Origin of the sequence: Pelosinus propionicus DSM 13327, assembly GCF_900114615.1 — a bacterium.
Classification (GTDB): domain Bacteria; phylum Bacillota; class Negativicutes; order DSM-13327; family DSM-13327; genus Pelosinus; species Pelosinus propionicus.
In genome coordinates, this window is record NZ_FOTS01000050.1 from 9,823 (window position 1) to 26,683 (window position 16,861).

Genomic DNA, 16,861 nt, shown 5'->3' on the forward strand with positions numbered 1-16,861 from the left:
AAATCTTAATTCCTTGAAAAAAAAGGATAATTAGAAAAAATGACGTAATATGTTTTATTATGGGAATTTTCCAGTTGACGTAACACAAGTATATTATGTTACATTGCTAATGCTGCCTTTTGAGGAGGAATGAGATGCTTCAAAATTCAATTATAGATGACGATATCATATTTCAATACCCTTGTAAAACTCGGTTAGAAATAACAAATTATCTATTAACCTTAATTCATCAGCATGATGTAGATACTGCTAGGCACTCTTATAATGTTGCAAATATAGCTGTTCGCTTTGCAAAAAGACTTAATCTTTCTTCTCAAATGGTTAAAGATATATCCGTTGCTGCATTGCTTCATGATATTGGGAAAATAAAAATTCCACGACGAATTTTAAGTAAACCTGAAAAACTAACAAATAGTGAATTTGAGATTATGAAAAGGCATTCGCAATATGGTTTTTTAATTTTAAGCAAGATACGCCCGTTACAACACATAGCAGAAGCTGTTTGTTGTCATCATGAAAAAATAAATGGAAAAGGTTATCCTAATGGCAAAGCCGGAGATGAAATACCATTCATTGCACAAATATTAAGTATTACAGATGTGTATGAAGCTCTTACGACAGACAGGACCTATCGGAAAGCAATGTCCCAGAAAGAAGCTCTTCAAGTGATTAATAGTGGCAGGGAAACGCATTTTAATTCAGTATTGGTTAATATGTTCTTATTAGGAGGGTGCTAGTGGTGGAGTTCCATGAAAAAGTGGAGTTTCTCATCGGGCTGTTGCGGGAAAAAAATAACAATGGCTATAATGAAGAAGCATTCAAGCAATTGGAAAACCTTTTAGAAGAATATGCACGAGATTATAAGCCGCAATGCTATGCCAAAAAAGCAAAGTAAATACTCTTGATTGTTAGGAGAACTATAAGCTATACAGCCTACTAAAATTTCTATCAGTAATGGTAGGCGATTTTCTATTGTAAATGACATAGTGGTCTTGCACATTCACTGTGATAAAATAATAAGTAGATAACATAGCCTAGCAAGGTAAGCAGGAGGACGTAAATGATCATAGCTGGTACATATCAACATTTTAAAGGTAATTTCTATGAGGTGCTGATGATTGCAAAACATAGTGAAACACAAGAAGATTATGTGGTATATCAAGCCCTATACGGAAATAAGGGAATGTGGATACGCCCTTTGACGATGTTTGAGGAAATGGTTGAGTTTAAGGGACGTACAGTAAAACGGTTTACATACATTGAGCAATCAAGTATGAGTGAAAAGAAATAGTTTTTCTGGCTGAAGAAGACTAAAATGCTAATGGATTATACGTCCATCAGCATTTTAGTCTTCTTTATCGTATGGATGGACAGATTAATTCGATAATTGCCATGTACTAAAATAGCATCGAGCAACTGGTTAAGTTCCTGTTGGTTTGATAAAGCTGCTTTTAGCCAATAGCAGCCTTCACCGCTAATTCGATAAGCTTCTTTAACTGCTTCTTGCGTTGATAGAAAATGTTGAAATGCGGTATGGTTTGTGGATTTCATAAATACAGTAATAAAAGCCAGCAGGGGTTTGCCAAGCTTTTCTTGGTTTAGTGTAATTGTAAAATCTTCAATGATTTCTCTTTATACGCGCAGCGACTGCTTGACCAGTTAAATGCACCAACTTGCCAATTTCCTGCCATTGCATGCGAGAGTTGTTTTGTAGACATTGCAGTATTTTCCAATCTGTTTGATCAAGCATCAGATCATTTCCTTTCATAATGTAAGTAAAATGAGATCAATTGCTTCACGGTACAATTGTTAAGATCGCAGTTATTCGTCATAATAAGAATAGGAATGATAAATAAAGGCAGGAGTGTATATGGAAATTCAATTAATAAGACATGCTACTCTATTAATAACAATCAATGATCGATTGTTACTGGTTGATCCAATGTTAAGTCCGGCAGAAACTATGCCGCCTATTGTCAATTCAACAAATGAACGGCGCAACCCTCTTGTTCCCATCATGAATCCTCAAAATTTTTTGCAGAAAATTGATGCTGTACTATTGACTCATACACATAGGGATCATTTCGATGATACTACTGCTCAGTTAGTGCCTAAAGGTAAGCTGATTTTCTGTCAGCCGGAAGATGAGATAAAATTACAAGCAGAGGGTTTCTCTAAGATTATACCTGTTCATGAGGAATACCAGTGGGGAGAGATCACTTTGATTCGTACGGGAGGGCAGCATGGGACAGGGGATATTGGTGTTAGAATGTCGCCTGTATCCGGTTATATTTTGCAGGTTAAGGGAGAGCCAATCCTTTATATCGCTGGCGATACGATTTATTGTGCTGAAGTAGAGAGGACAATTCGGAACTATCATCCTCATATAACCATTGTGAATGCAGGAGCAGCACAGTTTAGTACAGGTGATCCAATCACCATGACGGCCCAAGATATATCCGCTCTTTGCAAATATGAAAGAAATACTACCGTTGTTGCAGTTCATATGGAGGCTATTAATCACTGCCTTTTATCGCGAGAACAACTTAAATTACATGTTGCAGCAGAAGGTCTAGCTGAGCGGGTTCTCATTCCTGCAGATGGTGAGGTAGTAGTGTTTACAGTATAATCACTATAATGCATTAAAAAAATGTCATTGCGAACGCTAGTGAAGCAATCTCCTTTTTGTAAAAGGTTGTTTTGTTATTGTTTGTTATGACATTATTTTTTTGTCGTTTTTTACTACAATTATTTGCAAAATTCTTCTAAAAGGAATAAAATTTCTATGTAGCGTATAGTAAGTAATTTTCAGATTCACACTATATTAATTGTATAGGTATGATATAATTTATTTCTTGGGGGACTTATGGAAAGTATATTTCAATATGTAATTTATTTAATTGGAATATGGGGATATCCTGCAGTTTTTATTGGCATGGCTTTAGAAAGTGCAAACGTACCCATTCCCAGTGAATTAATTTTTGGTTTTGCTGGTTATCTTGTCTTTTTGGGCAAGATGGATTTTAATACAGCTGTACTAGCAGGTGTGGCAGGAGGACTAGCCGGATCAATTGTATCTTATTTAATTGGCTATTACGGAGGGCCGCCTTTTGTTACCAGGTATGGCAAATATGTTTTTGTGTCGGATGAGAAAGTAACTATGGCACAAAAATGGTTTGATCGTTATGGATTGCTTGCAGTATTGGTGGCACGGCTGCTGCCAGTGATTCGTACATTTATTTCTTTACCTGCGGGCTTTGCGAGGGTTCATTTTATTAAATTTATAGTGTATACTATTTTAGGATCTGTACCGTGGACCATTGCGCTTATCTATGCTGGAATGATGCTGGGAGCCAATTGGGAAGTGATACGCAGTGTTGGACATGAGGCCAGCTTACTGGTAGCTGGTGCTTTGGTTGTGTTAATGATCTATTATATAATCAAAAAACGTAAGAATGCTTGAGCAGAAAAAGGGAATCGCAGCATTGCATTGTAGGACTAGGCAAGCATTACATTACGAAACAAAGGATACATGATGACGGAAGAAAATGAAAAAAATAATAAGAATAAAGGAAGTTCCAATTCTTTTCTAAAGGGCACCTTAATATTAACGATAGGTGGCATTGTTGTTAAAGTAATTGGCTTTTTAAACTGGATCATCCTGTCACGGGTTTTAGGCGGTGAGGGGATTGGACTGTATCAAATAGCTTTTCCTATCTATCTTTTGGCATTAAGTGTCTCTTCCGCAGGGATTCCCGTTGCAATTTCCATTATTACTGCGGAGAAAAGAGCCTTAAATGACTTTATTGGTGCAAATCGTGTTTTTCGCATTTCATTAACCGTATTAGTATTAACAGGGCTGTTCTTTAGTTTATTATTGTACTTTGGTGCTGGTTTATTGATTGAATATCGCTTCATCCGAGATCCACGGGCGTATTATTCTTTGTTAGCATTATCACCTGCGGTGTTCTTTGTTACGATTTTATCTAGTTATCGAGGATATTTGCAAGGCTGTCAGATTATGACGCCGACAGCTGTTTCTCAAATTGCAGAACAATTGGTAAGAGTTATCACTATGCTGATATTTGCCAGCTTATTACTGCCAAGGGGACTCGAATATGCAGCGGGCGGGGCGAGCTTAGGGGCTGCTCCAGGAGCTGTTGCAGGTCTTTTAGTATTGATTTATTATTATATGAAACTGCAGAAACAAAGTAGAAAACAAGAAACAGGACAAGTTTCACAAGGGCTGCAGGAATCAAGTATGAGCATTATAAAACGGATCATCAAACTTGCCCTGCCAGTATCCTTGTCAAGTATTATGCTGCCCATTGTTGCCAATTTCGATTTGTTTATTGTTCCAGTCAGGCTGGAAGCGGCAGGATATACGGTCGAGCAAGCTACAGAATTATTTGGCTATCTAACGGGGATGGCGGTACCTTTGCTCAATTTATCAACGATTTTAACGGCTGCTTTAGCAACTAGCTTGGTGCCTGCCATATCGGAATCCTTTTCTTTGAGGAATATCAAACGAGTCTATCAGCAAACCGCTGCTGCTATGCGTGTCTCAAGCTTAGTTACGATTCCTGCGTTTGTTGCATTGTGGATTTTGGCAGAACCCATCTCTCAAATGGTGTATAATGCACCCCAGGCGAGTCATTCTATTAGCATTATATCCATCGGGATTGTTCTTTTGGGGATACATCAGGTAACAACAGGAGTATTGCAGGGGATGGGAAAAACGGCGATTCCAGTGATTAACATGGGATTGGCTGCTGTCTTTAAAGTGATTTTAAATTGGACGCTTACAGCAATCCCGACTCTAGGTATCAAGGGAGCCTCCTGGGCAACAGTCGCAGATATTGGAATAGCGGCAGCATTAAATATTTATTTCGTACATCGGCATGTGGGATATGCTCTTGATTTGAAAAGTTTAATTAAACCAAGTATAGCAGCAGTTACTATGGGCGGTGCAATTTACTTTAGTTATGATGCTATGATGGCAGTAACGGCGCATATTGCTTTGTCTACATTGACCGCAATGGCCTTGGGCGTTGTGGTATATGGCGGCGTATTGTTAGTCATTGGCGGCATCAGTGAGAACGATATGAAGCAAGTTCCTATGATTGGATCGCGCTTAATTCCTTTATTGCGTAAATTTGGAGTACTTAAGGAGTAATGTATGATTAGAAGCGTACTTTTTGATTTAGATGGGACCTTGCTGCCTTTTCATATGGATGAATTTATGAGAGCCTATTTTTCTCATTTGGGCAAGAAGGTTGCTCATGTAATGGAACCAAAGCAGTTTATGAAGCAGCTGCTTGCTTCCACTGGAGCAATGATTGCTAATGGGGATGGGAAGCAAACAAATCAGCAAGTTTTTTTTAAGCATTTTTTTACGACTGTGGATTTGGCTGAAGAAGTTCTGCTGCCGATCATGAATGAATTTTATGAAAATGAATTTTCTTTATTGCAGGAAGTAACTAAAAGGGATACTGCTGCTCGTGTGGCTGTGAATACTGCTCTTTCTTCCGGTTTGGATGTAGTAGTGGCTACCAATCCTATCTTTCCACTGGTCGCTACGCAGCAGCGGCTGGAGTGGGCTGGATTAGGTGATATTACATTTAAACTGATTACTACTTACGAAAACTCACATTTTTGTAAGCCCAATACTCAGTATTATGAAGAAATTGTCGGAAAGCTTGGCTGTCAGCCTAACGAATGCCTGATGGTTGGCAATGATGTGGAAGAAGATTTAGCAGCAGCTAAAATTGGTATGAAAACCTACCTTGTTACAGATTGCCTAATTAATGCAAAAGAAATTGATTTTATAGCTGACTATACAGGAACTTTGAAAGAATTGTCAGAGAATCTTGGTGAAATCATCAAAAAAATGTAGCTGAATTTTATAGTAAAAAATCGCCCTTTATCATATAAAGATTAGGCAGAAGGAGTTAACTTTATTTGCCTGATCTTTTTGATTTTATCCTGGAAAAACAGGGTGGAATTATCCTGGAAATTTACATAATCATAAAAAGTAACATACAATATATAGTTTGTAGTAAAATTATTAATACTATATATTGTGTATTGAACCATTTCTAGATCTTATAAATAAAAAAAAGTCAAGTCTTGGTTAAAAATAAAATAGTGATATAATTACTTATGAAGAGCAAATTACTCCATTACATATGGATATTTTTTTTGCTGATTTCATGTGAAAAATGGTGTATCTTTGTGAAATTACGTTGATTTTTTTTAGAAAATGCAAAGAATGAAGAACGGACAAAATTCATTAAAAAATAAGATGCAGGGTGGTAATTATGAGTAATTTTCAAGTTGTAAAACGTGATGGCCGTGAAGTGGAATTTAATGGCGATAAAATTTATGATGCAATTCAAAAGGCGTATACTGAAAATTTTGATGGCATAGTAAAAAAGGAAAAGCTCCAGCTATTAACGGACAAGGTGTTTAATACAATTGCATCTAGATCAAACCAGCGTTTGTCAGTAGAAGAAATACAAGATATTGTAGAAGATGTCCTGCTGCAGTCGGAAGAAGTTGCTGTGGCTAAGAAATACATTGCGTATCGAGCAAAGCGTACCCAAGTACGAGAAGCCAACATGCGGTTAATGATTGATTATAAAGATATTACCTTTAAAGATGCAGAACAGGTTGACGGAAAAAGAGAAAATGCAAATGTAGATGGCAATACGGCTATGGGGACTATGTTGCAGTATGGAGCAACAGGATCGAAGCAATTTGCTATACATCATATTTTGAAACCTGAACACGCTAAATTTCATCAATCCGGTTATATTCATATTCATGACATGGATTTTGAAGCCATTGGTACCTTAACATGCTGCCAAATTGACATTAAAACGTTGTTTCGTGACGGTTTTTCTACAGGGCATGGACATTTGCGAGAGCCGCAAGATATCATGAGCTATGCTGCGCTGGCTGCGATTGCAATTCAGAGCAATCAAAATGATCAGCATGGTGGACAATCGATTCCCAATTTTGATTATGGCTTAGCTGCTGGAGTAGCTAAAACCTTTATAAAACTATATGCAGAAAACATGAAGAAAATTTTATTAATTGATTTCATGGACTTAGATGAAGAAAAGATTACGGATATCATCGAAACGACTGTATATGAGTATTGCGGTGAGGAGGGTGACTATCCTCGTATTGGCGAAATGGAATACCAAGCTTATCATGCAAATGAGGCTCTACGTTTGAAGAAAGCGTTAGCAAATCATGAAATTCTTGCAACTGATGCTGAGATACAAAAAATTCAGGACTTTACTTACCGTTTTGCTAAAAAGGAAACGGTGAAGAAAACATACCAAGCCATGGAAGGTTTTCTACATAATTTGAATACGATGCACTCCAGAGCAGGGGCACAGGTTCCTTTTAGCAGCATTAACTTTGGTACAGACACTACCCCGGAAGGACGCCTGGTAGTAGAGCAATTCTTATTGTCTGTAGAAGCTGGCTTAGGTAACGGAGAAACGGCGATATTCCCGATTAGTATTTTCAAAGTAAAAGAAGGTATTAATTATAATGCGGAAGATCCTAATTATGATTTATTCAAACTATCCTGCCGTGTCTCTGCAAAACGGTTGTTCCCTAACTTTGTGTTTATTGATGCGCCTTTTAATTTGCAATATTACAAACCCGGTCGTCCTGAAACAGAGATTGCTACTATGGGATGCAGGACAAGAGTTATATCCTCGATTTTCCCAGAATCGGATGGTGTGATATACGGTCGCGGCAATAACTCCTTCACCAGTGTAAATCTTCCTAGAATTGGGATTAAGCATGGTATTGCTCTAGGAGAAAGAACGCAGCCTGACATTGCAGGATTTTATGAAGAGCTGGATTCGTTAATTGAGCTGGTCATTCAGCAAATATTAGATCGCTATGAAATTCAGAAAAATAAAAAGGTAAAGAATTTCCCATTCTTAATGGGACAGAATATCTGGTTTGACTCTGAAAAATTAGACTGGGAAGATACCCTCGAAGATGTGATCAAGCATGGTACGCTAACCCTTGGCTTTATCGGTCTTGCGGAAACACTGACCGCACTTTACGGCAAACATCATGGCGAGTCAGAAGCTGCTCAAGAAGCTGGCCTTCGGATCATTGGTCATATGAGAAAACGCATGGATGAAGCAGCAGTTAAATATCAACAAAATTTTTCTCTGATTGCGACACCAGCAGAAGGTCTATCAGGACGCTTCGTAAAAATTGATGCAAAAAATTATGGCGAAATTCCTGGAGTAACAGATCGGGATTATTACACCAATGGTTTCCATGTCCCTGTATACTATGCTATTCCAGCAGCTAGAAAGATTGAAATCGAAGCCCCTTATCATGCAATGACCAATGCAGGTCATATTACGTATATTGAGCTGGATGGAGATTTAGTTAAGAATCTCGATGCCTTTGAAATGGTTGTACGTAAGATGAAAGAGTGCGGTATTGGCTATGGTTCTATCAATCATCCTGTGGACCGCGATCCTAAATGTGGTTTTACCGGTGTGATTGGCGATCAATGCCCTAAATGTGGACGAGTAGAAGGGGAAGGCGGCATGGGATTTGAGCGCATTCGCCGTATCACTGGATACTTAGTAGGAACCATGGATAAATGGAACGATGGCAAACGTGCAGAAGAAAAAGACCGTGTAAAGCATGGTGTGAGAACTCAGTAGCCTTTGATAAATACTACTAATAAACACGGTGGAAAAGTGTTATAATTAGAAAAATTATGCAATAGAGGAGACTGTGAAAATATGATTACGTTAGTAGCCAATATGCAAGCAAAACCCGGTAAAGAAAAAGAATTGGAAGCTGCTCTACAGACTCAATTCCCTCAGGTTCAACTTGAAAAAGGTACAGTAGCCTATGTACTTCATCGCTCGACAGAAAAAGTAGGACAATTCTTCTTTTATGAAAAATACCAAGACCAAGCAGCACTAGACTATCATGGGTCTACACCTTACTTAAAAGAAGTATTCAGCAACATTGCTGACTTACTTCTTGAAAAACCGGAAATTAAGCTATATGAAGAAGTAGCAGCCATTTCTCGATAGGTAATGTAAGAATAGTGAAAAATTCCTGCAAAGTAACTTACTTTGCAGGAATTTTGTCTTTTAATGGGAAATAATGAGGTAATCGGGAAAGACTCCTAATGCGAACCCTAAGTGCTCATCATTTTTGTGGGAGATTCGCAAGTTGGATATGATAAGGGGTTTGAGCATTTCTTATAACAAAATACTTTATTAAAATAAGGCACATTCCAGGGGTTCGCAAAATAATAGGATTCGACCTAGGTAGTTAGTGCATTTCAATATTGCCAGTCACGCCTTGCGTAGGCGTGTGGATTGAAACTTCAAGAAAATATGAAAATCAACTTACTGAAATTGTCACGCCTTGCGTAGGCGTGTGGATTGAAACATAAAGCCATGTAACCAAAACTTTTTAATATGGTCACGCCTTGCGTAGGCGTGTGGATTGAAACTTTCTTACATTCTTTTATAGTGCCGACTTGATAGTCACGCCTTGCGTAGGCGTGTGGATAAGGATACAAGCTGTTAGTCCTGTTGCATGCAAAAAATAGGATTCGCTAAAGTGCGAATCCTATTTTTATAATCACTATGTCTTAATGAGGAAATAAACTACTTCCTATCAGGAGTATCTGATCTTCCCACAAGATAATCTAGGGAGACATTGAAATAGTCGGCGAGGGCAACTAGCGTCTCGGCTGAAGGAGAAGTCATAGTCTTTTCGAATTGCGTTATACTGCCTTTGCTCTTCAATCCTATGGCATCAGCTAGTTTTTGGGTTGATACTCCTTTTAATTCCCTGAGTTGTTTTAATCGAATTGAAAAAATATTTTTGTCGTACATGATAAACCTCTTGACGGTTAGTATTACTAACCAATATAATGGGATTGTAGGTTAGTAATACTAACCTATGTCGAAAATTATCTTACTGAAAATATTCGTGTTAACGTATGTAGTTAAGAATGATTATATAAATTTAATTATACCTGATATTGCAAAGAGTTCCTAGTCACATTTAAAAATGGTTATATGAGGCTGCTGCTAATTCCTGGCAGCATAGAAAACTGGTGACTACTAGCCAATAAGATTGGGGGATGTACAATGGTAAAAAGTATATTCGATTTGATGGTGACTGCTAGTGAGGTGGAAAGTTTAGATGGCTTAGACTTGGAGAAAGTTTCTAGTGATTATTATCATGCTTATCAAAAAATGCTTGAATATCAGACGCAAATAAAACATGCATTACCAGTAGAAATGCACAAGATATTAGTGGAACTGGATGACGAATATATTTGTATGCAGATAAGTAGTGGGGATGTATATTATCGTCAAGGATTTTCTGACGCAATGCGCTTGATAATGCAGACTTTAACATGGGGACCAGCAAGAAGTTGATACATGAAATAACAAAGGGCATATACCTAAGTTGTTTCAAATATCATGTTGGGATATAATGGTATTGTAAAAGGATGAGTAAAACGATTATCGTAAGGGAAGAGTCTAAGGTTATTTCATCTTTAACGTATGAAGAATTCAATAAGATTAGTATAACAGTTGAGCAGTTTGAGAGGAGTGTTGGCGTGGACTATTTCTTGTTATTACAATCAATAGACGAAAAAAAAGCGATCTTAGATGGTAAGAAACCCTTTCCATACCATACGCTAAAAAGCCTTAGGGAAAAATTATTAGTGGAATGGACATATCATTCTAATGCTATTGAAGGTAATACTCTTACTTTGTCGGAAACAAAAGTGGTTTTAGAGGGCATAACAGTTGGTGGCAAAACATTACGGGAACATCTTGAGGTGATGAATCACAAGGATGCGATTCACTATATAGAAGAAATTATAGCAAATCATGAATCTTTATCGGAATGGCAGATTAAAAATATTCATTCTCTGGTATTAAAGGGAATACTGCCTGGAAATGCGGGCGTTTACCGCCAAGAAAATGTATTCATAAGTGGTGCCGAGCATATTCCGCCTGCATTTGTACATGTACGTGAGCAAATGACCCAACTAATGGAGTGGTATGCAGGAGAAGGTCAAACATTGCATGTAGTGGAAAGAGCTGCTATTTTACACAGTGAGTTTGTAAAAGTACATCCATTTGTAGATGGAAATGGTCGTACAGCCAGATTATTGTTGAATTTCGAACTAATGAAACATGGCTACGTGCCAATCGTTATAAAGAAAGAGCAAAGGCTAGAATATTATAATGCTCTTGACTATTCCCATGTTAAAGGGGAATATGATGTATTTATAAAATTGGTGGCTGGGATTTTGGAAGGAACTTTGGAGTTTTATATACAGCATATTAAGTAGTTCTTACCTTTAAGCTGTTAGCATTAGGTCATAGTCAAAGATAGTTGACATGTTAGTATGGATAAGGTAAAATTTTACATATAAGATTAAAAGAGCTATTTTATAAATGAGAAAGTATTGAATAGTGTTGTCGCACTTTGTAGGAGTGCGTGGATTGAAATTCTTCTTGTATGAAATACTATGTCGCGCCTTATTTAGGCGTGTGGATTTTTTAAAAATATGTTTCTCTTCATGTATAAAATAAAAATCATATTTGAAATATACGATGAATAGAATTTAGCAAGGAGGTATCAGAATATACTTAAAAAGCCTTATATTTACCTATAATAACAAATGAGAGAAGAGGTGAGGAAATGCAAGAGGTTAAGATAGAACACGAATTACACTTAAATTTCAGCACTCAATATATTCGAATAAACAAAATTAATGATTTAAGACGCAAATATTTACTAAATGAGATTATTTATCAAGGGATGTTAATGACCTATGCAACTTATGAAAAGGAAAATTTGGAGTTTAAAATAAATAATACATATTAAAAAACATAGAATGAAAGCCCCTTATTTTTTTGAGAGAAAATGAGGGGCTTTCATTAATTTAAAATCTTGTAAAGTTGATTTGTTGTGCAGGATTTTGTAGCATTATGGTAAATAAAGTATGAATAGGTATAATATACAAGTTGTCAGTCGTAGGAATAATAAGTAAGAATTTTTAATTGGCCAATGGGGGTGCATAAGTGATCTACTATGGACATACCAAGGAAAATTTACGAACGAAGGAAATACTACCTAAAGAACATTGGCAATCATTAAAAGAACACCTTGATGAGGTTGCACGTTTAGCAGAAGAGCGGGCAGCTAAGTTTGGTGCAGGAAAATTGGGTAGAATTATTGGTCTAGCTCATGATATTGGAAAATACTCTAAGGATTTTCAGAAACGTTTAGAAGGCAATAAGACAAAGGTTGATCATGCAACAGCAGGTGCACAAGAAATTTGTAGGAAATGGCAAAGCCCAATAGGAAAAGCTTTGGCATTTACAGTTGCTGGACATCATGGTGGATTGCCAGATGGGTATAGGGGTGACATCAAAAATCTTCCGGGACGGCTTGAAAAAAAGGATATACCAGATTATCAGGCATTTGCCCAAGAAATTAATATACCGAATTTATGTAATAATGATCTTCGTAACATCCCGCATGCTAAAGATGCTGGGATGTCGGCCTTTAGTTCTTCCTTCTGTATCCGTATGTTATATTCTTGCTTGGTGGATGCAGATTATTTGGATACGGAACGATTTATGGATGCAGAGAAATATATGGTACGACCGGGGACTGTTTCTATGGAAATAATTTTCGAGCGATTAGAAAAGAAATTAGCTATATTAGCAAAACGTAATCGTAAAAATACATCAGTTATCAATACTGCACGACAAGACATTCTAAAAAGATGTTTACAAATGGCAGACTCTAAACCGAATCTCTTTACCTTAACAGTTCCTACTGGTGGAGGAAAGACTTATTCTTCCATGGCTTTTGCTCTTAAACATGCTGTTGCACAAGGTAAAGAACGGGTTATTTACGTCATTCCCTACACTAGTATTATTGAACAGAATGCCCAGGTATTTAGAGAAGCACTAGAGGAAAATGATAATGTGGTTCTGGAGCATCATAGTAATTTTGAGTATCCGGAAGGTTCCTTTGAGGACTGGGACAAGTATGAAAAGGCACACCGGCTGGCTGCGGAAAATTGGGATATGCCAGTAGTCGTTACAACGGCGGTACAATTTTTTGAGTCGCTGTATGCCAATAAAGGATCGCGCTGTCGGAAGCTTCACAACATGGCTAATAGTGTGATTGTTTTGGATGAGGCACAAATGATGCCTCTTGAATATATGAAGCCTTGTCTGTGGGCGTTGACAGAACTAGTATTAAATTATGGTGCAACAGTGGTCTTGTGTACTGCGACGCAGCCTGCGATAAAGGAACTTGTTCCAGGGAATTTAGAACCAGTGGAGATTATGGAAGATCCTGCTGAACTACAAAAGACTTTTAAACGAGTTTCGGTTCAGTATCGTGGAAAGATGACTGATAATGAAGTAATAGCGGGCATGATGGAAAATTCACAGGTTCTTACTATTGTAAATACCAGGAGGCATGCCAGGATATTATTTGATCTGTTACTGGAGCAAACAACGGAGGGAGTTTATCATTTATCAGCGCGCATGTGTCCTGCCCATCGAAAAGCGGTTTTAGCTAAGATTAAAAAGGCATTACTAGAAGGAAAATCATGCCGTGTGGTGTCTACGCAGCTAATTGAAGCAGGAGTCGATGTCGATTTTCCAGCTGTTTATCGTTCGGCAGCAGGGATTGATTCGATAGCCCAAGCTGCAGGGCGATGCAATCGAGAGGGGCGGCGAAAAGACGGTTTGGTGATTGTATTTGAACCTGAGGCGCATGGTATGCCTACAAGAGGGAGATTTGAATTGGTTGCTGGCCTAATGAGAAGTACAGAGCGAAGAGTTAGACAATTCGAAAATGATCTGATGTCTTTGGCTGCCATTGAAGATTATTTCAAGCAATTACTTAGTGTAGAGAGCGATAAGCTGGATGCACATAAGATTCTTAGCTTAATTAAAGGTGGTGAGGAAGAGTTGTCATTTCCTTTTGTAGAGATCGCTAGTAAATTTCAATTGATTGATAGTGCTACGGTTTCAGTTATTGTTCCTTGGGATGATCATGTACTAGATCTAATGGAAGAAATAGAATATCATCCTTTTCCAGCCAGTAGAATGCGCAGTCTTCAGCCTTACATCGTGCAAGTATATCAATATGAACTGGAAGCGTTACAAAAAGAAAAAGTGGTGAAATCAGTGGGGGATATTGTAAAATTTGTGACCGATTCTAGTTTTTATGATTCACATTATGGACTAAAAGATGCAAACGAAGTAAAAGCACCAACTGATGTAATGATTTATTGAAATCAGAAAGGAGACATTTATGGGATATGGAGTTAAGCTCAGAGTGTGGGGCGATTATGCTTGTTTTACTCGTCCAGAAATGAAAGCGGAGAGAGTAAGTTATGATGTGATGACGCCATCGGCGGCACGGGGCATCTTGGAAGCTATCCATTGGAAACCTGCATTAACTTGGCGAATTGATTGCATTCATGTGATGAAGCCAATTCGCTTTGATTCGATTCGCAGAAATGAAGTGGCTAATAAAATCTCCGAAAGAAACATTAAAGCTGCGATGAAGGGCGGGGATATTGACCTTCATCAATATGTCACAGAGGATCGCCAACAGCGTGCTTCTCTAGTGCTTCGAGATGTAGAGTATATTATTGAAGCTCATTTTGAGATGACAGATAAGGCAGGGGAAGAGGATAATCCTGGGAAACATTGTGATATCTTTAAACGAAGAGCTCGAACAGGTCAATGTCACATGCACCCTTACTTTGGATGTCGAGAATTTCCCGTTCACTTTGAATTGCTGGAGGGTGAAATTCCTTCATCAACTTTGACTGGTGAGCAGGATTTGGGATGGATGCTTTGGGATATTGACTTTACTAATAACATGCAGCCTATTTTTTTTAGACCTACAATGAAAAATGGTGTAATCGATACCCGATTACCCAAGGAGGGAGGACGTTGATTTTACAGGCATTGAATGACCATTATCAGCGTCTTTTAGAGGAAGAAGATTCAGAAATTGCTCCGCCAGGGTATAGTGCGGCAAAAGTATCCTATGCACTGGTTCTTAATTTAGATGGAGATATTGTTGATATTCTGACCCTTGCAAAAGTAGAAGGCAAAAAAAAAATACCCAAGGTATTGTTAGTACCAGAGCAGGCTATGCGCACATCTGGGGTATCAGCTAATATTCTTTGTGATAATAGTTCCTATATGATTGGAATAGAACGAAGTAAAGATGGAGAAATAAAAGTTTCCCAAGAGAAATATGCAGATTTCAAAAAAAAGAATGAATGTTTTTTATCTAATATAAAAAATGGTGATGTCGCAGCTGTTAAGGCTTTTTTAGCAAAATGGAATCCAGAGAATGCTTTAACTCACCCTATTATTTTATCGAGAATAGAGGAATTATTGAGTGGCAGCAATCTTGTATTTAAAGTAGATGGGTCTATCGGATATATTCATGAGCAATCGAATGTAAGAGAGGCTTGGAATGCTGCTTTGCAAAATGAAGAAAAGGAAATAACTGAGCAATGCTTGCTCACAGGTGATCTTCTTCCTATTGCAAGAATTCATCCTTTAATCAAAGGAATCATGGGTTCCCAAATGAGTGGAGCAGCTATGGTGTCATTCAATGCATCTGCTTTTACCTCCTATGGAAAATCCCAAAGCTATAATGCACCGATTAGTAATAAAGCTGCCTTTGCCTATGGTACGGCATTAAATTATCTAATAGCCAGCGATACCAATCGCGTTCGCCTTGCTGATACCACGATGGTATTTTGGGCCGATAAAAAAGGTGGTAAGCGTGAAGAGAAAATTCTTACCTGGTTTTTAGATCCTGTGGAGAATGAAGCTAAGGAAGAAGATGGGAAACGAAGAATTGCGCCAGAAGTACAGCGTCACGCAAAGACAATATTAGAACGTATCCGGTCTGGTTTATCTGTAGAAGACGATAACTTTCAAAAAGATACAAGATGCTACTTGTTAGGACTTGCCCCCAATGCAGCTCGTCTATCGGTGCGATTTTGGCAGGTTAGTAATTTTGGTGATGTTATCATGAAGATCACACAGCATTATAGTGATATGGATATTGTAGGAATGGAACGTTTAGGAGGAATGGTATCTCCTTGGCGAACACTAAAAGCAATAGCTACCCAGGAAGATGCTAAGAATATTCCACCTCTTTTGGGAGGACAATTTCTCAAAACAATTTTATCAGGACAGATGTATCCGCAAATGGTCTATCATGCAGCTTTGACTCGTTGCCGTAGTGGGGGAGAGCATGGCGGTGTAACTACCATTCGCGCAGCTATAATTAAAGCATTTTTGTTAAGAAAGTATCGGATGCAAAACAAAAGAGAAAGGGAGGAAATTATCACCGTGAGTTTAAATGAAAGTAATATGAAGCCTGAGTATCTGTTAGGGAGATTGTTTTCCTTACTAGAAAAAGTCCAACGAGATGCTCATAATAACAATATCAATACTACTATCCGTGACAGCTACTTTAGTGCGGCTTCTGCGACTCCTGGCTCGGCATTTCCGTTACTGCTACGATTATCTAGGCATCATATAGCGAAGGCTAACAAAGAATCAAATTGGAAAGTTGGAGATTATTTAGATAAAAAAATTCAGGAAGTGATGAATGGATTAGACGCAAAGCCATTTCCAGTTCATTTGAATATGGAAGAGCAAGGCTTATTTATTTTAGGATATTATCATCAGAATCAAGCTAACTATACCAAGAATGAAAAAAATGAAGATAAGGAAGGATGATA

At 37.9% G+C, this 16,861-nt stretch carries 18 protein-coding genes; 15 read left to right on the plus strand and 3 right to left on the minus strand.

Going from position 1 to position 16,861, the window contains the following annotated elements; genetic code table 11:
- Positions 1-134 precede the first annotated feature (134 nt).
- From BMZ99_RS20510 to BMZ99_RS20515, 3 genes are all read left to right on the plus strand, one after another.
- A complete protein-coding gene (locus BMZ99_RS20510) occupies positions 135-737 on the plus strand; it encodes an HD-GYP domain-containing protein (protein WP_090942146.1) in 603 nt (200 codons plus the stop codon).
- A 2-nt stretch (positions 738-739) separates the two neighbouring features.
- Positions 740-895, plus strand: a complete 156-nt coding sequence (locus tag BMZ99_RS26510) for a hypothetical protein (protein ID WP_175490636.1) — start codon at positions 740-742, stop codon at positions 893-895.
- Between the two features lie 165 nt (positions 896-1,060).
- A complete protein-coding gene (locus tag BMZ99_RS20515) occupies positions 1,061-1,291 on the plus strand; it encodes a DUF1653 domain-containing protein (protein ID WP_090942149.1) in 231 nt (76 codons plus the stop codon).
- 35 nt (positions 1,292-1,326) lie between these two features.
- Here the strand turns inward: BMZ99_RS20515 and BMZ99_RS27155 are convergent, their stop codons facing one another.
- Both BMZ99_RS27155 and BMZ99_RS27160 read right to left on the minus strand, forming a co-directional pair.
- Complete coding sequence (locus tag BMZ99_RS27155) at positions 1,327-1,551, minus strand: Lrp/AsnC ligand binding domain-containing protein (protein WP_245755082.1); 225 nt, start codon at positions 1,549-1,551, stop codon at positions 1,327-1,329.
- 67 nt (positions 1,552-1,618) lie between these two features.
- Positions 1,619-1,768: an AsnC family protein gene (locus tag BMZ99_RS27160; RefSeq protein ID WP_245755083.1), complete on the minus strand. Its 150-nt coding sequence runs from the start codon at positions 1,766-1,768 to the stop codon at positions 1,619-1,621.
- Positions 1,769-1,870: 102 nt separating this feature from the next.
- Here BMZ99_RS27160 and BMZ99_RS20525 point away from each other — a divergent pair, with 102 nt between their 5' ends.
- The 6 genes from BMZ99_RS20525 to BMZ99_RS20550 all read left to right on the plus strand — a co-directional run bounded on the left by BMZ99_RS20525 (position 1,871) and on the right by BMZ99_RS20550 (position 9,098).
- A complete protein-coding gene (locus BMZ99_RS20525; RefSeq protein ID WP_090942152.1) occupies positions 1,871-2,629 on the plus strand; it encodes an MBL fold metallo-hydrolase in 759 nt (252 codons plus the stop codon).
- A gap of 237 nt (positions 2,630-2,866) precedes the next feature.
- Complete coding sequence (locus tag BMZ99_RS20530) at positions 2,867-3,463, plus strand: DedA family protein (protein ID WP_090942154.1); 597 nt, start codon at positions 2,867-2,869, stop codon at positions 3,461-3,463.
- Positions 3,464-3,535: 72 nt separating this feature from the next.
- Positions 3,536-5,176: a putative polysaccharide biosynthesis protein gene (locus BMZ99_RS20535; protein ID WP_090942157.1), complete on the plus strand. Its 1,641-nt coding sequence runs from the start codon at positions 3,536-3,538 to the stop codon at positions 5,174-5,176.
- A 3-nt stretch (positions 5,177-5,179) separates the two neighbouring features.
- Positions 5,180-5,896: an HAD family hydrolase gene (locus tag BMZ99_RS20540; RefSeq protein WP_090942160.1), complete on the plus strand. Its 717-nt coding sequence runs from the start codon at positions 5,180-5,182 to the stop codon at positions 5,894-5,896.
- A gap of 424 nt (positions 5,897-6,320) precedes the next feature.
- On the plus strand, positions 6,321-8,717 hold the full coding sequence (locus BMZ99_RS20545; protein ID WP_090942163.1) for an anaerobic ribonucleoside triphosphate reductase: 2,397 nt from the start codon (positions 6,321-6,323) through the stop codon (positions 8,715-8,717).
- A gap of 81 nt (positions 8,718-8,798) precedes the next feature.
- Entirely contained in the window at positions 8,799-9,098 is a 300-nt protein-coding gene (locus BMZ99_RS20550; protein ID WP_090942166.1) for a putative quinol monooxygenase, read from the plus strand.
- A gap of 585 nt (positions 9,099-9,683) precedes the next feature.
- Here the strand turns inward: BMZ99_RS20550 and BMZ99_RS20555 are convergent.
- On the minus strand, positions 9,684-9,914 hold the full coding sequence (locus tag BMZ99_RS20555; RefSeq protein WP_090942169.1) for a helix-turn-helix domain-containing protein: 231 nt from the start codon (positions 9,912-9,914) through the stop codon (positions 9,684-9,686).
- A 258-nt stretch (positions 9,915-10,172) separates the two neighbouring features.
- Here BMZ99_RS20555 and BMZ99_RS20560 point away from each other — a divergent pair, with 258 nt between their 5' ends.
- The 6 genes from BMZ99_RS20560 to cas8c all read left to right on the plus strand — a co-directional run bounded on the left by BMZ99_RS20560 (position 10,173) and on the right by cas8c (position 16,859).
- Positions 10,173-10,466, plus strand: a complete 294-nt coding sequence (locus BMZ99_RS20560) for a hypothetical protein (protein ID WP_090942170.1) — start codon at positions 10,173-10,175, stop codon at positions 10,464-10,466.
- Positions 10,467-10,540: 74 nt separating this feature from the next.
- Positions 10,541-11,395, plus strand: coding sequence for a Fic family protein (locus BMZ99_RS20565; RefSeq protein ID WP_090942173.1), 855 nt, complete (start codon positions 10,541-10,543; stop codon positions 11,393-11,395).
- Between the two features lie 353 nt (positions 11,396-11,748).
- On the plus strand, positions 11,749-11,934 hold the full coding sequence (locus BMZ99_RS20570) for a hypothetical protein (protein WP_090942177.1): 186 nt from the start codon (positions 11,749-11,751) through the stop codon (positions 11,932-11,934).
- 197 nt (positions 11,935-12,131) lie between these two features.
- Positions 12,132-14,372: a CRISPR-associated helicase/endonuclease Cas3 gene (locus BMZ99_RS20575; RefSeq protein WP_090942180.1), complete on the plus strand. Its 2,241-nt coding sequence runs from the start codon at positions 12,132-12,134 to the stop codon at positions 14,370-14,372.
- Between the two features lie 19 nt (positions 14,373-14,391).
- A complete protein-coding gene (gene cas5c, locus BMZ99_RS20580; protein ID WP_090942184.1) occupies positions 14,392-15,045 on the plus strand; it encodes a type I-C CRISPR-associated protein Cas5c in 654 nt (217 codons plus the stop codon).
- Positions 15,042-16,859, plus strand: a complete 1,818-nt coding sequence (gene cas8c / locus BMZ99_RS20585) for a type I-C CRISPR-associated protein Cas8c/Csd1 (protein WP_175490637.1) — start codon at positions 15,042-15,044, stop codon at positions 16,857-16,859. The genes cas5c and cas8c overlap by 4 nt, the downstream gene beginning before the upstream one ends.
- Positions 16,860-16,861: the final 2 nt, after the last annotated feature.

Bases quoted from the DNA above. Each gene is read 5' to 3' on its own strand.
- BMZ99_RS20510 (WP_090942146.1), top strand. From the start codon at position 135: ATGCTTCAAAATTCAATTATAGATGACGATATCATATTTCAATACCCT.
- BMZ99_RS20515 (WP_090942149.1), top strand. From the start codon at position 1,061: ATGATCATAGCTGGTACATATCAACATTTTAAAGGTAATTTCTATGAG.
- BMZ99_RS27155 (WP_245755082.1), bottom strand. From the start codon at position 1,551: ATGAAATCCACAAACCATACCGCATTTCAACATTTTCTATCAACGCAA.
- BMZ99_RS27160 (WP_245755083.1), bottom strand. From the start codon at position 1,768: ATGAAAGGAAATGATCTGATGCTTGATCAAACAGATTGGAAAATACTG.
- BMZ99_RS20525 (WP_090942152.1), top strand. From the start codon at position 1,871: ATGGAAATTCAATTAATAAGACATGCTACTCTATTAATAACAATCAAT.
- BMZ99_RS20530 (WP_090942154.1), top strand. From the start codon at position 2,867: ATGGAAAGTATATTTCAATATGTAATTTATTTAATTGGAATATGGGGA.
- BMZ99_RS20535 (WP_090942157.1), top strand. From the start codon at position 3,536: ATGACGGAAGAAAATGAAAAAAATAATAAGAATAAAGGAAGTTCCAAT.
- BMZ99_RS20540 (WP_090942160.1), top strand. From the start codon at position 5,180: ATGATTAGAAGCGTACTTTTTGATTTAGATGGGACCTTGCTGCCTTTT.
- BMZ99_RS20545 (WP_090942163.1), top strand. From the start codon at position 6,321: ATGAGTAATTTTCAAGTTGTAAAACGTGATGGCCGTGAAGTGGAATTT.
- BMZ99_RS20550 (WP_090942166.1), top strand. From the start codon at position 8,799: ATGATTACGTTAGTAGCCAATATGCAAGCAAAACCCGGTAAAGAAAAA.
- BMZ99_RS20555 (WP_090942169.1), bottom strand. From the start codon at position 9,914: ATGTACGACAAAAATATTTTTTCAATTCGATTAAAACAACTCAGGGAA.
- BMZ99_RS20560 (WP_090942170.1), top strand. From the start codon at position 10,173: ATGGTAAAAAGTATATTCGATTTGATGGTGACTGCTAGTGAGGTGGAA.
- BMZ99_RS20565 (WP_090942173.1), top strand. From the start codon at position 10,541: ATGAGTAAAACGATTATCGTAAGGGAAGAGTCTAAGGTTATTTCATCT.
- BMZ99_RS20570 (WP_090942177.1), top strand. From the start codon at position 11,749: ATGCAAGAGGTTAAGATAGAACACGAATTACACTTAAATTTCAGCACT.
- cas5c (WP_090942184.1), top strand. From the start codon at position 14,392: ATGGGATATGGAGTTAAGCTCAGAGTGTGGGGCGATTATGCTTGTTTT.